The organism is Microtetraspora glauca, assembly GCF_040656155.1.
In the GTDB taxonomy this organism is placed as follows: Bacteria; Actinomycetota; Actinomycetes; order Streptosporangiales; family Streptosporangiaceae; genus Microtetraspora; species Microtetraspora glauca.
Genome location: NZ_JBFALK010000001.1, coordinates 198154 through 217791 on the forward strand (window position 1 = coordinate 198154; position 19638 = coordinate 217791).

14 protein-coding genes are annotated in these 19638 nt (G+C 71.4%); 10 read left to right on the plus strand and 4 right to left on the minus strand.

Annotated features, from left to right (window positions below; translation table 11 throughout):
- Positions 1-169 precede the first annotated feature (169 nt).
- Together AB0I59_RS01050 and AB0I59_RS01055 are read left to right on the plus strand one after the other, a co-directional pair.
- Complete coding sequence (locus AB0I59_RS01050) at positions 170-1693, plus strand: succinic semialdehyde dehydrogenase (protein ID WP_358128778.1); 1524 nt, start codon at positions 170-172, stop codon at positions 1691-1693.
- 44 nt (positions 1694-1737) lie between these two features.
- Positions 1738-3405: a GMC oxidoreductase gene (locus tag AB0I59_RS01055; protein ID WP_358128780.1), complete on the plus strand. Its 1668-nt coding sequence runs from the start codon at positions 1738-1740 to the stop codon at positions 3403-3405.
- A 16-nt stretch (positions 3406-3421) separates the two neighbouring features.
- Here the strand turns inward: AB0I59_RS01055 and AB0I59_RS01060 are convergent, their stop codons facing one another.
- From AB0I59_RS01060 to AB0I59_RS01070, 3 genes are all read right to left on the minus strand, one after another.
- On the minus strand, positions 3422-3919 hold the full coding sequence (locus tag AB0I59_RS01060) for an SRPBCC family protein (protein ID WP_061253271.1): 498 nt from the start codon (positions 3917-3919) through the stop codon (positions 3422-3424).
- Complete coding sequence (locus AB0I59_RS01065) at positions 3916-4236, minus strand: ArsR/SmtB family transcription factor (RefSeq protein ID WP_358128783.1); 321 nt, start codon at positions 4234-4236, stop codon at positions 3916-3918. The genes AB0I59_RS01060 and AB0I59_RS01065 overlap by 4 nt, the downstream gene beginning before the upstream one ends.
- A 62-nt stretch (positions 4237-4298) precedes the next feature.
- The gene (locus AB0I59_RS01070) at positions 4299-4796 is read right to left on the minus strand and encodes a MarR family winged helix-turn-helix transcriptional regulator (RefSeq protein ID WP_061253273.1); all 498 of its coding nucleotides are present in this window, start codon (positions 4794-4796) and stop codon (positions 4299-4301) included.
- A gap of 107 nt (positions 4797-4903) precedes the next feature.
- Between AB0I59_RS01070 and AB0I59_RS01075 the strand changes: the two genes are divergently transcribed.
- From AB0I59_RS01075 to AB0I59_RS01085, 3 genes are all read left to right on the plus strand, one after another.
- The gene (locus tag AB0I59_RS01075) at positions 4904-5962 is read left to right on the plus strand and encodes an alkene reductase (protein WP_358128786.1); all 1059 of its coding nucleotides are present in this window, start codon (positions 4904-4906) and stop codon (positions 5960-5962) included.
- Positions 5963-6095: 133 nt separating this feature from the next.
- Positions 6096-7658: a glutamine-hydrolyzing GMP synthase gene (gene guaA / locus AB0I59_RS01080; protein ID WP_061253275.1), complete on the plus strand. Its 1563-nt coding sequence runs from the start codon at positions 6096-6098 to the stop codon at positions 7656-7658.
- Between the two features lie 167 nt (positions 7659-7825).
- On the plus strand, positions 7826-9031 hold the full coding sequence (locus AB0I59_RS01085) for an acyltransferase family protein (protein WP_358128789.1): 1206 nt from the start codon (positions 7826-7828) through the stop codon (positions 9029-9031).
- Here the strand turns inward: AB0I59_RS01085 and AB0I59_RS01090 are convergent.
- Positions 8982-9719, minus strand: coding sequence for a polysaccharide deacetylase family protein (locus AB0I59_RS01090; RefSeq protein ID WP_358128792.1), 738 nt, complete (start codon positions 9717-9719; stop codon positions 8982-8984). The genes AB0I59_RS01085 and AB0I59_RS01090 overlap by 50 nt on opposite strands.
- 636 nt (positions 9720-10355) lie before the next feature.
- Here AB0I59_RS01090 and AB0I59_RS01095 point away from each other — a divergent pair.
- From AB0I59_RS01095 to AB0I59_RS01115, 5 genes are all read left to right on the plus strand, one after another.
- Complete coding sequence (locus AB0I59_RS01095; RefSeq protein ID WP_358128795.1) at positions 10356-11027, plus strand: hypothetical protein; 672 nt, start codon at positions 10356-10358, stop codon at positions 11025-11027.
- On the plus strand, positions 11024-12895 hold the full coding sequence (locus AB0I59_RS01100; protein ID WP_061253278.1) for a glycosyltransferase family 2 protein: 1872 nt from the start codon (positions 11024-11026) through the stop codon (positions 12893-12895). The genes AB0I59_RS01095 and AB0I59_RS01100 overlap by 4 nt, the downstream gene beginning before the upstream one ends.
- Positions 12892-14568 carry a glycosyltransferase family 2 protein gene (locus tag AB0I59_RS01105; protein ID WP_061253279.1) on the plus strand — a complete coding sequence of 559 codons (1677 nt, stop codon included), beginning with the start codon at positions 12892-12894 and terminating at the stop codon, positions 14566-14568. Before AB0I59_RS01100 ends, AB0I59_RS01105 begins: the two co-directional genes overlap by 4 nt.
- Positions 14565-16079 (plus strand): glycosyltransferase family 2 protein, encoded by a 1515-nt coding sequence (locus tag AB0I59_RS01110; RefSeq protein WP_358128798.1) that lies wholly within the window; start codon positions 14565-14567, stop codon positions 16077-16079. Before AB0I59_RS01105 ends, AB0I59_RS01110 begins: the two co-directional genes overlap by 4 nt.
- 72 nt (positions 16080-16151) lie before the next feature.
- Positions 16152-19607: a bifunctional glycosyltransferase/CDP-glycerol:glycerophosphate glycerophosphotransferase gene (locus AB0I59_RS01115; RefSeq protein WP_358128800.1), complete on the plus strand. Its 3456-nt coding sequence runs from the start codon at positions 16152-16154 to the stop codon at positions 19605-19607.
- Positions 19608-19638: the final 31 nt, after the last annotated feature.

Sequence of the window (19638 nt, forward strand, 5' to 3'; positions counted from 1 at the left end):
CGGCGGTCTTCCGCGACGGCGTGGTTGTCCCGCGAAACTCGGCATTTCCTGGCATATCTGGATTCTGGCGGGTAATCGGAACCGCTGGAACCCTCGTGTCCCGATGGTTGCCTACCGGCCAGTAGCCATGAGATGGGCTCGTGAATATCCTTCGGGCATGGACCCCCTGATGCTTGAGCGCATTGTCCGGCACGTCACCTCGGAGGGGAAGACCGTGGCGGTCCCCGCCCCGTTCACCGGTGAGACCCTCATCGAGCTCCCCGTCTCGACGGCCGAGGACGTCCGCAGGGCGTACGCCACGGCCAGGGCGGCCCAGGACGCGTGGGCGTCGCAGCCTGTCGCGGAGCGGGTGAAGCCCTTCCTCCGGCTGCACGACGCGATACTCAACCGCCGCGAGGAGATCCTCGACATCGTCCAGATGGAGACGGGCAAGGCCAGGCGGCACGCGTTCGAGGAGGTCCTCGACGTCGCCGGATGCGCGCTCCACTACGTACGGCAGGCGCCGAAGCTGCTCGCCCCCAAGCGGCGCAAAGGGATCTTCCCCATCGCCACCCAGGCAGTCGAGCTGCGGCATCCGAAGGGTACGGTCGCGCTGATCAGCCCCTGGAACTACCCGCTCTCCCTGGGCGTCACCGACGTGGTCCCGGCGCTGATCGCGGGCAACACCGTGGTGCACAAGCCCGACACCCAGACCGCGCTCTCGACGCTGTGGACGATCGACCTCCTCGTGGAGCTCGGGATGCCCCGGGAGATCTGGCAGGTCGTGACGGGCGACCCCGCGGAGATCGGCGACCCGCTGATCGACGGCGCGGACTACGTCGCCTTCACCGGCTCGACCCGCGGCGGCAGGAAGATCGCCGAGGAGGCCGCCAAGCGGCTCATCGGCGCCTCACTCGAACTCGGCGGCAAGAACCCCATGATCGTGCTGGAGGACGCCGACCTCGACCGGGCCGCTCACGGCGCGCTCAGGGCCTGCTTCACCAACGCCGGCCAGCTCTGCATCTCGATCGAGCGGCTCTACGTGCACGACTCGATCTACGACGCGTTCACCGACCGGTTCGTCCGGGCGACCAGGAACATGAAGATCGGATCCGGTCTCGAATGGTCCGTGCAGATGGGGTCGCTCACCTTCCAGCGCCAGCTCGACGCTGTGACGGCGCACGTCGCGGACGCCGTCGAGAAGGGCGCGTCGGTGCTCACGGGCGGCAAGGCGCGGCCCGACATCGGACCGCTGTTCTACGAGCCGACCGTCCTGTCGGGCGTCACCGACGAGATGGACCTGTGCGGCAACGAGACGTTCGGCCCGGTCGTCGCGCTCTACCGGTTCCACACCGAGGACGAGGTCGTCGCCAAGGCCAACGACACCGTCTACGGCCTGAACGCCTCGATCTGGACGCGTGACCTCACGCGGGGCCGCGCCCTCGCCTCCCGGATCAAGGCGGGCACCGTCAACCTCAACGAGGGGTACGGCGCCGCCTACGCCTCCTACGACGCCCCGATGGGCGGCATGAAGTCCTCCGGCCTCGGCCGCAGGCACGGAGCCGAGGGCCTGCTGAAGTACACCGAGTCCCAGACCGTCGCCAGCCAGGCGTCCTGGCTCGGCTTCGACCCCGTGCTCGGCATGGCGTACGACAAGTACGCCGACACCCTGGCCGGGCTGCTCAAGACGATGCGGAAGCTTCACCTGAAGTGACGGACGGCCGCGCGCCTGTGCGGGCGGCAGGGAACGGAGGAGTGATGGACCACGACGTCGTCGTCGTCGGCTCCGGGTTCGGCGGCAGCGTCTCCGCGCTCCGGCTGACCGAGAAGGGGTACTCCGTCGCCGTCCTGGAGGCGGGGCGCCGGTTCGACGAGAGCACGCTCCCGAAGACCTCGTGGCGGGCGCGTGACTTCCTGTGGGCGCCCGCGCTCGGGCTCAAGGGCATCCAGCGCATCCACGTGCTCGGCGGCAGGAACGGCGTGATGGTCCTCGCCGGCGCGGGCGTGGGCGGGGGCTCACTGGTCTACGCGAACACGTTGTACGAGCCGCTCGACCCGTTCTTCCAGGACCCGCAGTGGAGCGGCATCACCGACTGGAAGGCCGAGCTCGCGCCGTACTACGACCAGGCCGCGCGCATGCTGGGCGTGGTGCGCAACCCGACCGTCACCCGGGCCGACGAGGTGATGCGGACCGTGGCCGGGAAGATGGGCGTCGGCGACACCTTCCACCTCGCCCCCGTGGGTGTGTTCTTCGGCACGCCCGGCGTCGAGGCCGAGGATCCGTACTTCGGCGGGGCCGGCCCGCGCCGCAGCGGCTGCACCGAGTGCGGCGAGTGCATGACGGGCTGCCGCCACGGCGCCAAGAACATGCTGATCAAGAACTATCTCTACCTGGCCGAGAAGGCCGGCGCCGTCGTCCACGCCGAGGCCACGGTCACCGGCGTGCGGCCGGTCGACGGCGGCTACGAGGTCTCCGTCAGGAGGACGGGCTCGCCCGGCGGGCGGCGCGTGATCACCGCCCGGCAGGTCGTCTTCGCCGCCGGGACGTACGGCACGCAGCGGCTGCTGCACCGGCTCCGCAAGGGGCCGCTGCCCCGGATCTCCCCCAGGCTCGGGACGCTGACCAGGACGAACTCCGAGGCCCTGCTCGGCTTCGAGCGGTTCTCCGCGAAAGGCGACAAGCTCAACCGCGGCGTGGCGATCACGTCCTCGTTCCACCCCGACCCGCACACGCACATCGAGCCGGTCCGGTACGGCGACGGCTCCAACGCGATGGCCCTGCTGCGCACCCTCCTGATCGACGGCGGCGGCACCCCCCGCTGGCTGAGGTTCCTCGGCCAGGCGCTGCGCCGGCCGTACCTCCTGCCGCGCCTGTTCTACAACCGCGGATGGTCGGAGCGGGCCGTCATCGCCCTGGTGATGCAGGCGAAGGACAACTCGATCACGCTCTCGCTGAAGCGGGGCAGGCTGCGCGCAGGGCCGGGCCACGGAGAGCCGAACCCGACCTGGATCCCGGCCGGGCACGAGGCGGTCCGCATCGCGGCCGAGGAGATCGGCGGCATGCCCGGAGGCTCCTGGCTCGACCTGTTCGACATCCCCGCGACCGCGCACTTCCTCGGCGGCTGCGCGATCGGGGACTCGCCGGAGACCGGCGTGATCGACCCCTACCACCGGCTCTACGGGTACGACGGCCTGCACGTCGTGGACGGGTCGGCGATCTCGGCCAACCCGGGCGTCAACCCCTCGCTCACGATCACGGCGCAGGCCGAACGCGCCATGGCGTTCTGGCCGAACAGGGGCGACGCCGACCCGCGTCCCGCGCCCGGGTCGGACTACGTACGGCTCGCGCCGGTCGCGCCGCGCAGGCCGGTCGTCCCCGCCGCCGCGCCCGGAGCGCTGCGCCTGCCCGTCGTGGACATCACCTAGCGGCGCCCGCCCGGGGTCAGCCCGCGAGCGGCTTTCCGGTCTCCAGCAGGGTCTTGAGGTCGCTGAGCAGTTCGCTCCAGCCGCCGCCGGCGCCACGCAGGTCGCCCGCGACCATGGCGCCCACGTGGGAGGCGCCGGTGACGTCGTGGGTGACGGTCAGCTTCGTGACACCGGCCTCGCCCGCCTCGATCTCGTACGTGAGGCGGGTGACCGGCTCGGCCGCGGTCTCGACGTCCCAGACCGGATGCCAGGTCTGCACGAGCCTGCGCGGCGGGTCCGATTCGATGACCTCCCCTTCGACGGCGACGTCCGGTGCGCCCATCGCCTTCATCTCCTCGCTGGCGAATGCCTGGTACCTGCCGCCGGGGCGCAGGTCGTACGTCGCGGGCGACCGGTAGCCGTACCTCTCGGTCCACTCCGGCCTGGTGATCGCGTCCCAGATCGCCTCGGGGGTGGCCTTGATGTAGATCCGGTAGATCTGGACGGTGGGGGTGTGCAGCGGGGTACCGGTCATTGCTGGTCCTCCAGCTCGGCTTTGAGGTCGGTGAGCGCTGACGCGTGGTACTCGGTGTATTTGTCGATCCACCGGTCATGGATCAGCCGGATCGGCACGGGATTCAGGAAGTGCAACTTCTCCCGGCCCGACCGGCGGGTCACCACGAGGCCTGCGTCTTCGAGCACGCGCAGGTGCTTCATGACACCGAAGCGACTCATCTCCAACTCGGACTCCAGCTCGGTGAGCGTGCGGCCGTCACGCACGAAGAGCAGGTCGAGCAGGAACCGGCGGGTCGAGTCGGCGAGCGCCTTGAACACGCAGTCGTCATCAGCCACGACTCAAGTTATGTGACCAATAGGTCACATGTCAATGATGGGGCCTGCCGGTGCTCCCGGACTCACTCGACGCAGGTGCCGCAGGCGTCCTCGCCGCACAGGTTGTCCCGGACGACGTCGAGCAGCGAGCAGAGTGTCGCCACCTGCTCCGGGGTCAGCCCCTGGACCATGCGCCGGTGGACCTCCGCCATGACGCGCCGGACCTCGGGGCGCAGGGCGTCGCCCCTCGGCGTCGTGCTCACGATGCTGATGCGCCGGTTGGAAGGGCACGGCACGCGGCTCACGAACCCGCTGCGCTCAAGGCGCTGCAGGCTCCTGGTCATCGTGGAGACGTCGATGCCGAGCAGGCCGGCCAGCTTGTTCTGCGACTGCGGTCCGTGGTCCCAGAGGGCGATCAGCACCCGGTCCTGGCCAGGGTAGAGGTCGATCTCGGCCAGCAGCCCGGCGAGTAGGACCCGATGGCCCAGCGCCGTCTTGGCCATCCGGCAGCTCAGCTCGTCGAGATCCTCGTCACGCGACCCCGCCCAGGTGGTCGCGTCGTCAATCACCGGCTCCGCCATGTCTGGCCTCCTCTTGTCGATCAGCCTACAGCTTGCATATTGGTCGGCCAAGTTGTAGAAGTATTGCTTGGTCGACCAAATTGGCTGACCAAGAAAGGAAGCCCATCATGCTCTTCACGTCGTTCGAACTCGGTGACCTGCGGCTGCCCAACCGTCTCGCCATGGCTCCCATGACGCGCTCGCGTGCCTATGTGGACGGGATCCCCTCCTCCCTGACCGCGCTCTACTACGCGCAGCGCGCCTCGGCCGGGTTGATCATCACCGAGGGGATCCAGCCGAGCCAGGCCGGCAAGGGATACATGAACACGCCCGGCTTGCACACCGACGAGCAGGTGGCCGGCTGGCGCGAGGTGACGGACGCCGTCCACGCGGCGGGCGGCCGGATCTTCGCCCAGCTCATGCACTCCGGCCGGGTGGGTCACCCCGACAACACCGGCGCGTTGCCCGTCGCCCCCTCCGCCGTACGGCCCGCCGGGCAGATCTTCACGCCGAGCGGCCCGCAGGACTATCCGATGCCCGTGGAGCTGTCCACCGCCGAGGTGGAGGCGACCGTCCAGGACTTCGTGGACGCCGCGCGCAGGGCCGTGGACGCCGGATTCGACGGGGTCGAGCTGCACGGCGCCAACGGCTACCTCATCCACCAGTTCCTCTCGCAGAACGCCAACCTGCGCGACGACCGCTTCGGCAAGTCCGTGGACGGCCGGATCAGGTTCGCCGTGGAGACCGCCCAGGCGGTCGTGGAGGCGATCGGCGCGTCCCGGGTCGGCATCCGGATCTCGCCCGCCAGCGGCGTTCAGGACCTGGTCGAGGAGGACGCGAACGAGGTGTACCCGGCGCTGGTCTCCGCGCTCGCCGAGCTGGACCTGGCCTACCTGCACCTGGTGGCGGCCGGCGACGACGACCTCAACCTGCGCATCCGCGAACTGTGGCCGAACACCCTCATCGTCAACGCCCCGGGGGCGGGCGAGCCCGCCGCGACCGCCGCCCGCTGGCTCGGCCGGGGCGCCGACCTGGTCGCGATGGGCTCGGCGTTCCTGGCCAACCCCGACCTGCCGATCCGGCTCCGGTTCGGCGCCGCACTCAACGAGCCCGACTTCGGCACCGCCTTCGGCGGCGACCACCGCGGGTACACCGACTATCCCGCCCTGGCCGTGCACTCCGCGTAGGAACCCCGGGGCGTCCCGTACGGGAACCGGGAGACCCCGTCTCATCAGGGAGGATCACCGGCCGGCGGGGGAACGGCGCGTGGGCGGTGCGGCGGGAGGCCGCCGATAGACTGGGCGTACCGCTCGCAGCCTTATGGGGGTCCTTCCGGTGTCTGAGTTCGACACGGTTCTTGTCGTCGACTTCGGTGCGCAGTACGCGCAGCTGATCGCACGGCGAGTGCGTGAGTGCCACGTCTACTCCGAGATCGTGCCGTGCACGATGCCGGTCTCCGAGATGCTGGCCAGGAAACCGAAGGCGATCATCCTGTCCGGCGGCCCCTCGTCGGTGTACGCCGAGGGCGCCCCGGCGGTCCCGGACGGGTTGTTCGAGACCGGGGTGCCGACCTTCGGCATCTGCTACGGCTTCCAGGCGATGGCCCGGGCGCTGGGCGGCGAGGTCGCCAGGACCGGCTCGGCCGAGTTCGGCGGCACCACGCTCGACGTCCTCCAGGAAGGCGCGCTCTTCGCCGGCCTCCCGCGCGTCCAGCAGGTCTGGATGTCGCACGGCGACTCGGTGGTGGCCGCGCCCGAGGGGTTCGCGGTGACCGCCTCGACCGCCGACACCCCGGTCGCGGGCTTCGAGCACCCCGAGCGCGGCTTCTACGGGGTGCAGTTCCACCCCGAGGTGCTGCACTCCGAGCACGGCCAGGCCGTTCTCAAGCACTTCCTGGACGCGGCGGGCTGCCGCCCCTCGTGGACCATGCTCAACATCGTCGACGACGCCGTCGCCGCCGTCCGTGAGCAGGTCGGCGACGGCCGGGCCATCTGCGCCCTGTCGGGCGGGGTGGACTCCGCGGTCGCCGCCGCGATCGTGCAGCGGGCCATCGGTGACCGGCTGACCTGCGTGTTCGTCGACCACGGGCTGCTGCGCAAGGGGGAGGCCGAGCAGGTCGAGCGCGACTTCGTCGCCGTGACCGGTGTGAAGTTGCGCGTCGTGGACGCGCAGGAGCGCTTCCTCAAGGCGCTGACCGGGGTCGTCGACCCCGAGGAGAAGCGGAAGATCATCGGCCGCGAGTTCATCCGGGTCTTCGAGGACGAGCAGCGGGCGATCCTCGCCGACGGCCCGGTCGACTTCCTCGTCCAGGGCACGCTGTACCCCGACGTCGTCGAGTCCGGCGGCGGCACCGGTACGGCCAACATCAAGTCCCACCACAACGTGGGCGGCCTCCCCGACGACCTGCGGTTCGACCTGGTCGAGCCGTTGCGGACGTTGTTCAAGGACGAGGTCAGGCGGGCCGGAGAGGAGCTCGGCCTGCCCGCCGCGATGGTGTGGCGGCAGCCGTTCCCCGGTCCCGGGCTGGGCATCCGGATCATCGGCGAGGTCACCGGCGAGCGGCTCGACATCCTGCGCGAGGCCGACGCGATCGCCCGTGAGGAGCTGACCCGCGCCGGGCTCGACCGCGACATCTGGCAGTGCCCGGTCGTGCTGCTCGCCGACGTCCGTTCCGTCGGCGTCCAGGGCGACGGCCGCACGTACGGCCACCCCATCGTGCTCCGGCCGGTCACCTCGGAGGACGCGATGACCGCTGACTGGGCGCGCGTGCCGTACGACGTGCTCGGGCGGATCTCCACCCGGATCACCAACGAGGTCCGCGAGATCAACCGCGTCACCGTCGACATCACCAGCAAGCCCCCCGGCACCATCGAGTGGGAGTGACTCCGCGCCGTCACCACATGAGAGCAACGCGACACTCCTGGTGATTTCATCGTCGCGCAGATCAATCTCTTCCGTGAGATGTGACCTGATGCGGTAGTAGTCCGGATTCATCCGCGAAGTGGGAATCAGGGCTATTTCGCGGCGATTGGGACGGTAGGTTGGCGCGCGTGACCGCCACCCCGGCTCTCGCCGTCCCGCAGGCCGTCTCCAGCCGCATGGCCTGGCTGGACGCCCTGCGGGGTCTCGGCGCGCTCGCCGTGGTGGCCGAGCACATGCTGCCCTGGCTGCTGCCCGCCCTCCGGCCGTACTGGTTCAACCTCGGCATGTACGGCGTGCTGGTGTTCTTCCTGGTCAGCGGATACATCATCCCGTCGTCGCTGGAGCGGCGGGGCGACGTCCGGGCCTTCTGGATCAGCCGGCTGTTCCGGCTCTACCCGCTCTATCTGCTGGTGATCGCGTTGGTCCTGGTGGCCGCGATCTGGGTGCCGGTCCGCGAGCAGGTGCCGCGCGATCTCTCGGCGGTGGCGGCCCACGCCTCGATGCTGCTCGACGTCGTCCATACCGGCGGCCTGGCCGATCCGATGTGGACCCTGTCGTACGAGATGGTGTTCTACCTGGTCGTCACCGCGCTCTTCGTGCGCGGGGCGCACCGGCGCAGCGGCGTCCTCGCCGTCGTGTTCGGGCTGGTGGCGGTCGGCGCCGGTCTGGTGCTGTCCGCGCCGCTGTTGCCCGGCCCGTGGCCCGCGATCGTCTCGGGCGTCGCCTTCGTCGTCGGCGTGACTTGCCTGATCTCGGGCCGGTTCCGGACCGCCGCCGCGTACGCCCTCGGGGCGATGGCGCTCGTCCTGATGCTCTTCGGCAGCTTCGTCCCGTGGTTCGGCGCGGCGATCCTCGCGGTCATGTTCGTCGGGACGGCGCTCAACCGGTGGGAACGCGGATCGGGCGGCCTGACGCCGGTGATCGTCGCGGCGGCTCTGGTGGCCGTGGCCCCGGTGTGGTCGATCCAGGCGGGCTGGTGGTGGGTGCGACCGGACGTGTGGATCACCACGATGGCGCTCGCGGGGGCGACGTTCGCGGTGGGGATGGTGCTGCGCGGCCGTTCACTGCCGCGGGCGCTGACCTGGCTCGGCCTGGTCAGCTATTCGGTCTACCTGCTGCATCATCCGCTGCTGCGGCTGCTCGGCGCCGCCGTGGACGACCTGCGCCTGCTGTCGCAGGGTGTCCGGGTGGCGACGGCCGTGGGCTACGTCGGGGTGGTGCTCGGCCTGAGCTGGCTGACGTACCGTTTCGTGGAGTCCCCGACGCAGCGCCTCGGCAGGCGTGTCAGTCGCCGCTCAGCGGAAGCTGCTCCGGGTAGATCTCTCCCGGGATGAGCTCCTGGCCTTCGAGTAGCTTGGAGACCGTCACGAACGAGTAGCCCTGGCTGGTCAGGTCCTCCAGCACCGCGGGCAGCGACTCGACGGTCTGCTTGACGGTCTCGTGCATCAGCATGACCTCGTCCTGGTCCGCGATGTCGAGCGCCCGGCCGGTCAGGAACTCGACGTCACGGTAGTCCTTGATGTAGTCCTGCGTGGAGACCGTTCCGGGGATCTGGAGCAGCTTGAACTTCGCGGTGATCGTGCGCACGCCCTCGTTGGTCAGCCCGCCGGGAGCGCGGAAGAGGACCGGTGTCTTGCCGGTCGTCTTCTTGATGATGTCCTGGGTCTTCTTCACCTCGTCGTAAATGGCCTTGTACTCGAGGTCAGTCAGGTACTTGTGGTCCCAGGTGTGGTTGCCCAGCTCGTGGCCGCCCGTGGCGATGTTCTTGGTCAGCTTGGGGTGCTTCTTCACCCGGTTGCCGATGAGGAAGAACGTCGCCTTCGCCTTGTATTTCTTCAGGACCTTCAACAGGTCGTTCGTGTACTCCGCCGGACCGTCGTCGAAGGTCAGCGCGATGCATTTGTGCGTCACGCAGTACGGCTCGGCGGCCCGCTGCTGGTGGGCCTGCGCGGGGGAGGCGAGGGAGGCGGACAGGGCCAGCGCACAAATGGCGGCTAGAGGGACAAAACGATGCAATGCCATGGTGGTGCTCCTCGGGGGTTTGTAGGCGGCATCGTAACGTGTCCAGCTGGGAATACCCCTGAACGGGATCATGCGGGCGAAGGTCCGGATCCCCGTACAACCTCGTTTCACATGCGAAATCCCCCAAATCCAGGACGCGCCCGACTGGGGAGATACCACCACGCGATCAGGACGACGCGACCCATGACGACGCGGTGGCCTGGCGCGTCGCCCGGCGTGGCACGGTGCCCGGCGTGGCGTGGCGTGGCGTGGCGCGGCGCCCGGCCGGAAACGCGGGGCGCGAGCCCAGGAGTCCCGGCACCGCGACGCGCACACCGGGAAGGCCGCCGCCACAGGCCGTGAACGCCGTCGCCGGACGCGGTGACGATCGTCCGCCTCAGCTGCGGACGTCTTGCCGGACGACTGCGGACGTCTTGCCGGACGCCGTGAGATGCCGCCGGCCGCAGGTTCGCGAATATCCCGACATTTCCCGCCGTCCGGCCATGGTGTGCGGGTAATTCCCTTGCTATTCCACATCCCTTGCGGCGGTAAATGTTGCCCCAAGGATGAGGGGTAAGCGGCTGATCTCGGAGTTCGTTTCGCAATGCTGGCTCGGCGTCACGATGACAAATGCGGCACTCCTGGAGGTGGGCACCCGTGGTCCTGAATCGACGGTGGACGGTGGTCGTGCCCGCCGGACTCGCGGTCCCGCCCGTCGGAGCGGTGTCGCTGGTCGTCCTCCAGCCCGGAGCGGGCGCACTCATGACCGGCGCCCTGACCGGCCTCGCGAGCATGTCGTGCATGGCCGTCCAGGGCATCGCGTATGTCAGGGAACGGCACGCCAGGGAACGGCGAAGCTCCCTGCAGCTGACGGAAAAGCGGGAGCGGACCCGGGAAAGGTCGCGGCGGCGGAAGGACCGCGAGATTCAGCGGTCGCTCGCCCGGGTGAATACCCGGCTCGACACGATGTCGGCGGATCTGAAAAGAACGCGAGATCTGATTTCCGCGTCCGGAGCGCGCCTGTGCGATCTGCCGCGGATGGACCGGAGAATCACCGCGTCGAGCGAGGCGATAGAGAATTCGTATTACCAGCTCGAATCGTTCGTCGATATCCGGATGCCGCTCGATCCCGGTGTCCCGCTTCCGCCGATGCGCGGCCGGGCCGCCTCCCCGGACGTGCTGCGGTCGGCGATCGGCGAGATCCTCGGCGACGCCGGCCGTGCGGAGGAGCGGGCCGCCGGCGACCGCCGGCTGGACGACTTCCCCGAGCTCGCCCGCACCCACGTGAGGGCGGAGAAGGGGGCCGACCTGCTGAGGAGGGCCGGGTGAGCGCTACCTGGGGAGGCTGCGTCGGGTTCGGGTCCCATCCCGCCCTGCTCGACCGCGTCTGCGAGGACTTCGACGGGCCATGGACGATCCTGGACGGCGCCGACCCCGGTGAGCCCCCACCGGACGAAGCCGTGGAGCGCGCCGTCATCGCGGCCAGGAGCCCGGCGGACCTGCGCAGGGCGGTGCCGTTCGGCGCGCTGATCCCGGCCGCCACCCGCGTGTGCGTCATCATCGCGGAGGCGCCGCCGTGGGCCGCCCAGCCGCTGCCCGTCGCGGGGCAGGGCGCCGCCTGGCACCTCCTGGCCGACCTGAGGATCGCACGGAGAAGGCGCGGATGGCACATCGAGGCGTCGTTCTCCGGGCCGGTGGCGGGCGGCGAGGTCCTCTCCCACGTCTTGTACGGCCTGCTCGGAGGACGGCGGCACATGGCCCAGCCGGTGATCGGCCTGGCCGGCCAGGGCGCTTCGGGCTGGCGGCCCGGCGATCCCAACGTGGCACTGACCAGCGTGGGAGGGCCGGTCGCCGACCGCCGCGACGCGCCGGGCTGCGATCTGGTGCTCCGCGTCACCGAAAGCCCCGCGTGCCCGTGGCCGGACGGGCGCATCCCCGTGGCGGACCGCCCGCCGCTGTCGGCCGCTCTCGACGGCGCCGCCCACCCCGACCTGCTCCCTCCGGTGGATGAGAGCGTCGTCAACCCGATCGGCTTCCGGCAGAACGCCAGGGGCCCGGTCGCCGCGCTGACCAGCAGGGCGGGAGGCTTCTCGATCACGAGCGGGCTGGACGAGCTCGTCCGCCTGCCCGCGTCCGGCGAGCTGACGGACGTCGACGTCGCCCGGCTCCGCGACGTCGTCGGTGTGGCCGTCCAGGACGTGGACGCGTACGGCCTGGTCCGGGCGCGGATCGTGACAGGGCTCGCCGCCGCGGGAATCCCCGTGATCATGAGTGCCGAGGGCATCGGCGACCCGGCCCTGGGCGCGGATCTCTCCGACGCGCTCGCGACCGTGGACGAGGACGAGCTGACGTCGGAGCTGCGGCGCGAGGAGATCAGCGTGCGCCTGCGCCGGGCCGCGCTGCGGACGCATGGCGCGATCCCCCGGTGGCGGAACATCGCCGTCTCCGCCGGCCTGGCCCTGCCGTACGAGCCGCCCGTCTCCGTACTGCTGAGCACCTGCCGCAAGGACATGGTCCCCTTCGCCCTGGAGCAGATGGAGCGGCAGCGCGGCGTACGGGCCGAGATCATCCTGGGGCTGCACGGCTTCTCCGCCAGGGAGGCGGGTGTCCAGGGGGCGATCGCCGACTCGTCGCTGCGGATCACGGTCGTCGAGGCGGCGGCCGGGGCGCCGCTCGGAGAGCTGCTGAACCGCATGGCCGCCGTCGCCTCCGGTTCGTTCCTCGCCAAGGTGGACGACGACGACTGGTACGGCCCGGACCATCTGGCCGACCTCCTGCTCGCCCAGCTCTACTCGGGGGCCGAGCTGGTCGGGGCCGCCGCGGAGTTCGTCTACCTGGAGCCGATCAACACCACCGTCCGCCGCCGTCTCGGCACCGAGCGGTTCACGCCGTTGGTGGCCGGCGGGACCATGCTCGTCGCCCGCGAGATGTTCGAGACCCTCGGCGGTTTCCGGCCCATCCCCCAGACGGTGGACGGCCAGCTCATCGAGTCGGTGGAGGCCGCCGGAGGGCGGATCTACCGGACGCACGGGCTCAACTACGTACTGCGCCGGCGCCATTCCCGGGCGCACACCTGGAGGCACCCCGTCCAGGCGTTCCTGAAGTCGTACCAGGAGCAGTGGCGCGGGCTCCACTTCAACCAGCTGATGGAAAGCGCTTCGACGCCCCATGCGGGCTACTGGAGGCAGGAACAGTGACATCCCCGACCCGGCAACCGCGCATCCCGGCCAACGACCACGGCGTCATCGAGGGCGTCCCCGCGCTGGGCGAGTGGACGCCCCGCCTCTCGGTGAGCGTGGTGATCCCGACCAGCGGCTCGCGCGGGACGCTGCCGCTGGCACTGGCCGGACTGGCCGCCCAGACCTACCCCCGCCACCTGCTCGAAGTGATCGTCGTGGACGACGGCGAGCAGCCGATGCTCCGGCTCCCCGAGATCCGGCCCGAGCGCACGCGGCTGATCCGCCCGAAGGACGGGCGCTGGGGTAAGCCGCACGCCTGCAACCTGGGCGCGTCCACCGCGGAGGGCGACGTCGTCCACTGGCTCGACGACGACCTGGTGCTCTTCCCCGATCACGTCGAGGCGCAGATGCGCTGGCACCACCTCGCCGACTACCTCGTGGTGCTCGGCCACCCGAGGTCCGTGCAGCCGGATCCGTCCGAGCTGTCGCCGAACGAGGTCCTCGCCGCCGCCGAGGCCGGGGCGGTGGCCAAGCTGTTCCACGAGGAGGACAGCACGCCGCAGTGGACGGAGAAGCGCTGGAACCGCACCTCCGACCTGCGGACCGCCGGGGTGGACGCCTTCTCGGTCCACGTGGGCGCCACCTCGTCGCTCCCGGCCGCGTTGTTCCGGGCCGCGGGCGGCATGGACGAGTCGCTGATGCTCGGCGAGGACACCGAGCTCGGCTATCGGCTGGCCCAGGCCGGCGCCGTCTTCGTCCCGGACCGGGCCGCGCGCGCCTGGCACCTCGGCCGCTCCACCGTCGTGGGCCGCGAGCCCGAGGTGAAGCGGCACAACTGGCCCTACCTCGGCGAACGCGTGCCGACCTTCCGGTGGTTGCGCAAGACTCCCGGCCGCGGCTACCGCGTGCCGTACGTCGAGGTCGTCGTCGACGCGCGGGGCGCGTCCCTCGAAGAGGTCAGGGCGACGGTCGACGGCGCGCTGGGAAGCTGGACCCCGGACGTGTCCGTACGGATAACGGGGCCGTGGAGCCGGCTCGGCGACGGCCGCCGCGCGCCGCTCGACGACCCGGATCTGGACCTGCGGCTGATCAGCGCCGGCTACGAAGGGGACGCCCGGGTCACGTTCACCGAGGATCTGCCCGCGTCCTGCTTCCCGATCCCGTTCCGGTTCCACTGCCCGGCGGGCTGGGTGCCCGGACAGGACGCCCTGGGCCGCCTGATCGCCTTCGCCGACAGGAACGCCCTCGGCGTGCTCTCGCTCGCCCTGGAGGAGCGGGACGAGGTCGTCCACGCGCGGCTGGAGCGTACGGCGGCGCTGAGCCGGGCGCGCCTGGTGGCCGACCCCGGCGAGGATCTCGACGACGTGGTCCACGAGGTGTTCGGCACGCTCTGGGACGTCGGCGAGAAGTGGGGTGTCGTGCGGTCCGAGTCCGCCACGACGGTCAGCCCGGAGACGCTGCAGGCCGAGCTGGAGAAGTGCCGCGCGAGGTCGCTCGTGCTGCAGGACCGCGCGAACCGATGGCGCAGGCAGGCGACGCGCGGTCACGCGACGCGCAGGAGATGGCGGCACGCGAGCCGCCGCGTCGCGAGGGTCCTGATGCGGCGCGTGGCCCGCCCCGTGATGCGCCGGGTCGCCCGGCCGGTCGGGCTCCGGATGCCGTGGGCCGCGCCGGGGAGGGGGCGGCTGTGACGGCACGCCCGGCTGGCGTCCCGGAGACCGGCCTGCCCGGGAGCACCGCCCCAGAGATCACCGTCCCAGAGATCACCGTCATCGTGCCGGTGCACGACACGGCCAGGTGGCTGCCGGACGCCCTCGCCTCGCTCGACGCCCAGGAGTGCCGCGACCGCGTCGAGGTCGTCATCGTCGACGACGGGTCGGCCGACGGCTCGGGCGAGATCGCCGAGGCGTACGCCCGGACGCGCCCCTCCGTCCGCCTCGTCAGGCAGGAGAACGCGGGGCTGGGCGCGGCGCGCAACCGGGGCGTGGGCCTGGCCTCCGGCCGCTACCTCGCCTTCCTCGACTCCGACGACCTGTACGCCGAAGGCGGTCTGGACGCGTTGCTCAGGGCGGCCGTGCGGTACGACGCGGACGTGGTGGTGGGCGACATGCGAGGCATGCCGCCCCGATCGTGCCCGGCGTGGCGGCGCGAACTGGTCGTCGGCGAGCGGGTCGTCGGCTCGGTGGCCGAGGCCCCGGACATCGTCGGCAACCCGTCCGCGTGCAACAAGATCGTCCGCAGGGAGCTGGCGGCCGCCACGGGGGCGAGATTCTCCGAGGGCACGGCGTTCGAGGACGTGCTCTTCACGCTTCCGCTGCTGCTCGGCGCCCGGCGCATGGTCCTGACCGACCGTCCCTGCTATCGCTACCGCACCCGGGACGACGGCTCGTCGATCATGGACTCGCGCGGCCGTCCGGACCGGATCATGCAGCACCTCGCGGTCGTCGAGCGGCTCGTCGGCGGCCTGACCGACCAGCCGCCCGCCGTGCACCGGGCGGTCGTGCGCTGGGCGGGCTACATGCAGCTCCACTACACCAGGAGGGCGGCGTCCGCGCTCGGCGACGAGGAGCTGGCCGGGTTCGCGCACCGGATGTCGATCCTGCTCAAGGAGATCGCGCCCGAGGTGGTGGCCGAGTTCGTCACCGGCCTCGGCGGTGGGCTGCGCGCGGTCGGGGCGTACCGCGGCGACCCCGAACTGATCAGGAGACCGGTGTCGTCCGCCGCGCTGCGGGTGCTCTCGGGGCGTGTCTACCTCGACGTCCCCGAACTCGACCGGTTCGGCGACCTGCTCATGGTCCGGCCACTCTCCGCGGTGGTCTCCAGGATCGGGGCGGCCGGGGAAGGGGCGCTGATCAGGGTGGACGGGCACGTCAACGCCCCGGGGCTGCTCGCCGTACCCGGAGAGGTCCGGCAGGACCTGCTGCTGGAGCTCGGCGACACGGTCCTGCGGCGGCGGATCCGGATCACCAGGGCCAAGCCCGGACGCTTCGCCTGGTCCTGCGACATCGCGGGCGACGACCTGCCCCCGGGTAACAGCGTGCTGCGGCTGATCGCCCGTGACCGGTTCGGCTCCGAGACGGCGATCCCGCTGACGGTCGCGGAGAACGCGACGGCGTCCGTGACGCTCTCGGTGGCGGCGGACCGGGGGACCGTGCTCCGGCGGCTCGGCACCGCCATGCGGAAGAGGGCGCGCATTGGCTGAGCCGCCATTGGCCTTATCCCGATATTTCCGGTCACTGCCCGGCGATTCCCGACGATTTCAAAGGACCCGTCCGTGCCTCGCGTGAGCGTCATCATCCCGATCTACGACGTGGAACAGTACCTGGCGGCCTGTCTGGAGTCGGTCGCCGCGCAGACGTGGCACGACCTAGAAGCCGTCATGGTGGACGACGGCTCCAGCGACGGCAGCGCCGAGATCGCCCGGCGCTTCGCCGAACGCGACCCCCGGTTCCGGCTGGTACGGCAGGCCAACGCGGGGCTGGGCGCGGCGCGCAACACCGGGCTGCGGCACGCGACCGGCGAGTTCGTCTGCTTCCTGGACAGCGACGACCTGCTGCCGCTGCACGCCGTCGAGTACCCGCTGGCCGAACTGCGCAGGACCGGGTCCGACCTGGCCACGGGGAACGTCCGGCGGTTCGGCGCGCGCGGGGCCCGGCCGTCCGCGATGCACCGGGAGATCTTCGCTGATCCCGCGTCGGCGACCCACGTCAGCGCGCGGCCCGCGCTGCTGAAAGACCGGCTGGTGACGAACAAGCTGTGGCGCCGCTCGTTCTGGGACGCGCACGGCCTCGGCTTCCCCGAAGGCGTGCTGTACGAGGACGTCTCGGTGGCGCTGAGCGGCCACTTCCTGGCCGGGGCCGTGGACATGCTGCCCGCGCCGGTCTACCTGTGGCGCGAGCGCCACGGCGACAAGCCGTCGATCACCCAGGACAAGACCCACGTCAAGGGAGTCGAGGACCGCTTCGCGGCGGCGGCGTCGGTCCGGTGCTTCCTGGCGGAGAACGGCCTGGAGAAGCACGTCCCCGCCTGGGATCACGTCGTGCTCGACCACGACATGGTCAACTTCCTCGACGTCATGGACACGGCCACGGACGCCTTCCGGGCCAGGTTCCTCGATCTCGCGGGCGCGTACCTGGAGGGTGTCGCGCCGTCCGTCATGGACGCGCTGCCCGCCGCGCGGCGGCTCAAGTGGCACCTGGTCGGCGAGCGGCGGCTGGCCGACCTGCTCGAGGTCATGGCCTGGGAGAAGCGGGTAGGGCCCGGCAAGCAGGTCGTACGGCGGCTGCGCGGCCACTACCTCGACACCCCGCTCCTGGCCGGCCGCGACATCCCGGCCGAGATCTCGCGACTGCGCGGCGAACTGTCGCCGACGACCAGGATCGACCGGGTCCAGTGGGAGGACGGGAAGCTGGCCGTCGAGGGGCGGGCGACCCTCCGCCACCTCCGGCCGACCAGGCGCTTCCATCAGCAGGTCTTCGCGACCCTGGTCCAGGCGGGGACCGGCCGCCGGGTCCGCGTCCCCGCCACCGTCACCCGTACGAGCGTCTTCCTCAAGCAGGGCAGGCCGCGCGGGCCGCGCGACTGGGGCGGGTTCCGGCTCGTGATCGATCCCCGGCGCCTCGGCGACCCGGGCGACGGCACGGCGCTGTGGCGGGTGGAGCTGCACCTGATCCACCGGGGCCTCATGCGGCGCGGCCCGCTGGCCGATCCCGGCGCCGCCTTCGTCGCGCAGGTGGGCGCCAGGAGCCTGGAATCCGGCGGATACGTCACGCCGTCGCTGACCGAGGCGGGCGCGCTCACGCTGCGGGTCGAGACCGAGACGGCCCGGGTGACCGGCCAGGCCGTACGGGACGGTCGCCTGCTCCTGCACGGAGAGGTGGTGGGCGAGCTGGGCCCGCAGCCGGTGCTGCGCCTGACGCGCGCGCCGGGCGGGATGCCGCTGGTCTGTCCCGTCACCACGGACGGCCGGACCTTCGAGGTCGAGCTGGACCTGGCCGGCCTCCTCCCGACGCGCAGACTCGAACTCGGCGGAGCCGAGGCACGGCTGCTCGACCTGCCCGTGGAGTGGCGGGCCACGACGGACCGCGCGGGCGGGGCAGTGACGCCGGTGACCGTCGCCGAGGGCCTGACCCCGCAGAGGTTCGGCCGCTCCGGGCGGGAGATCGTCGTGACGCGCGACCCGTCCGGCGAGCTGGTGCTCAGGGACCAGGCCGCCGCCGCGTTCGCCGAGTACGCCGAGTGGCTGGCGGGTGGCGAGCTCCTGGTCGAGGGTGGGTTCGCCGAGCCGTACGACGGGGCGCGGACCCTCGTGATCACCTCCCAGGACCGCTCCGTGGAGCGGCTCGTCCCGATGGACGGGGCGGGCACCCGGTTCGGGGGCCTGCTCGCGCCCGAGGGCCTGGACACCCCGGCCGGCCCGTTGCCGCTGCCCAAGGGCCGGTACGGCCTGGCCGTACGGGTCGGCGGGCGGGACCTTCCGGTGGAGTTCGAGCCGGACTTCCCGATGGCGCTGGAGACGGCGCGGCGCAGGTTCGAGCTCACCGCGGACGGCGCGGGCCGCGCCGTGCTGACGGTGGGCGGTGACCTGGCCGCGAGTGAGCGGGGCAAGAAGGCGCAGCGCACGCTGCGCCAGGAGGTGTATCCCGGGATGCGGGACCGGCCGCTCCGGCCCGAGGTCTTCTTCAGCAGCCACGCGGGGAGGCGGTTCTCCGGCAGCCCGAGGGCCGTCTACGAGGAGTTGCGCGACCGGGGCGCGGACCTCACGTTCCTGTGGAACGTGAGGGACGGGCAGGTCGCGCTGCCCGCCGGGGTGGAGCCGGTACGGACGGCCGGGCGTGAGTACTACGAGGCGCTGGCGCGCTGCCGGTACATCGTCGTGGACGACCACCTGCCCTCGTGGTTCGAGCCGCGTCCCGGTCAGACGGTGCTGCAGACCCGGCACGGGTGCGTCCCCGTGCGCGGCGAGCACGAGGCGGGCCGGTGGAGCCACCTGCTCTCGCCCGGACCGCGCTGCACACCCCTGCTGCGGGCCGCCTTCGGCTTCGGCGGGGAGATCCTGGAGACCGGCCTGCCGCGCAACGACTTCCTCCGGAGCGCCGGCCGGGACCGGATCGCCGCCGAGGCCGGGCGCCGGATCGGCCTGCCCGACGGCAGGAAGGTGATCCTGTACGTCCCGGCCCGGCGGGCCGCGGGCGAGAAGACGCGGCTCGACCTGGAACGGATGCGGGCGGCGCTGGGGGAGGACCACGTCGTCCTGGTGCGCAGGCACCCCTCGCTCGCCGGTCAGCCTCCCGTGGTCGCGGCCGGGGGCACCGGCCACACCGGGGACGCCGGGGATATTGGGGACATCGGGGACATCGGGAACTTCGTCCGCGACGTGTCCGCCCATCCCGACGTCCGCGAGCTCTATCCGCTCGCGGACGTCCTGGTCACGGACTACTCGTCGGCCATGTTCGACTTCGCGCCGACCGGACGCCCCATGCTGTTCTTCGCGTACGACGTCGAGGAGTGGGCGGGCCGGTTCCCCTTCGACTACGAGGCGGAGGTGCCCGGGCCGCTGCTGCGCACCACCGACGAGGTGATCGAGGCGGTCGCGCACGCGGGCGAGGTCGCCGCCAAGTACGCGAGGCTTCGCCACGACTTCGTGGCGAAGTTCTGCCCGCTGGACGACGGCCTGGCCGCCCGCCGGGTGGTCGACCGGGTCTTCGGGACGGCGGCGGAGCGGGCGTAGCCCTGGTCAAGGATCGCCCAAGGCGCGGTAA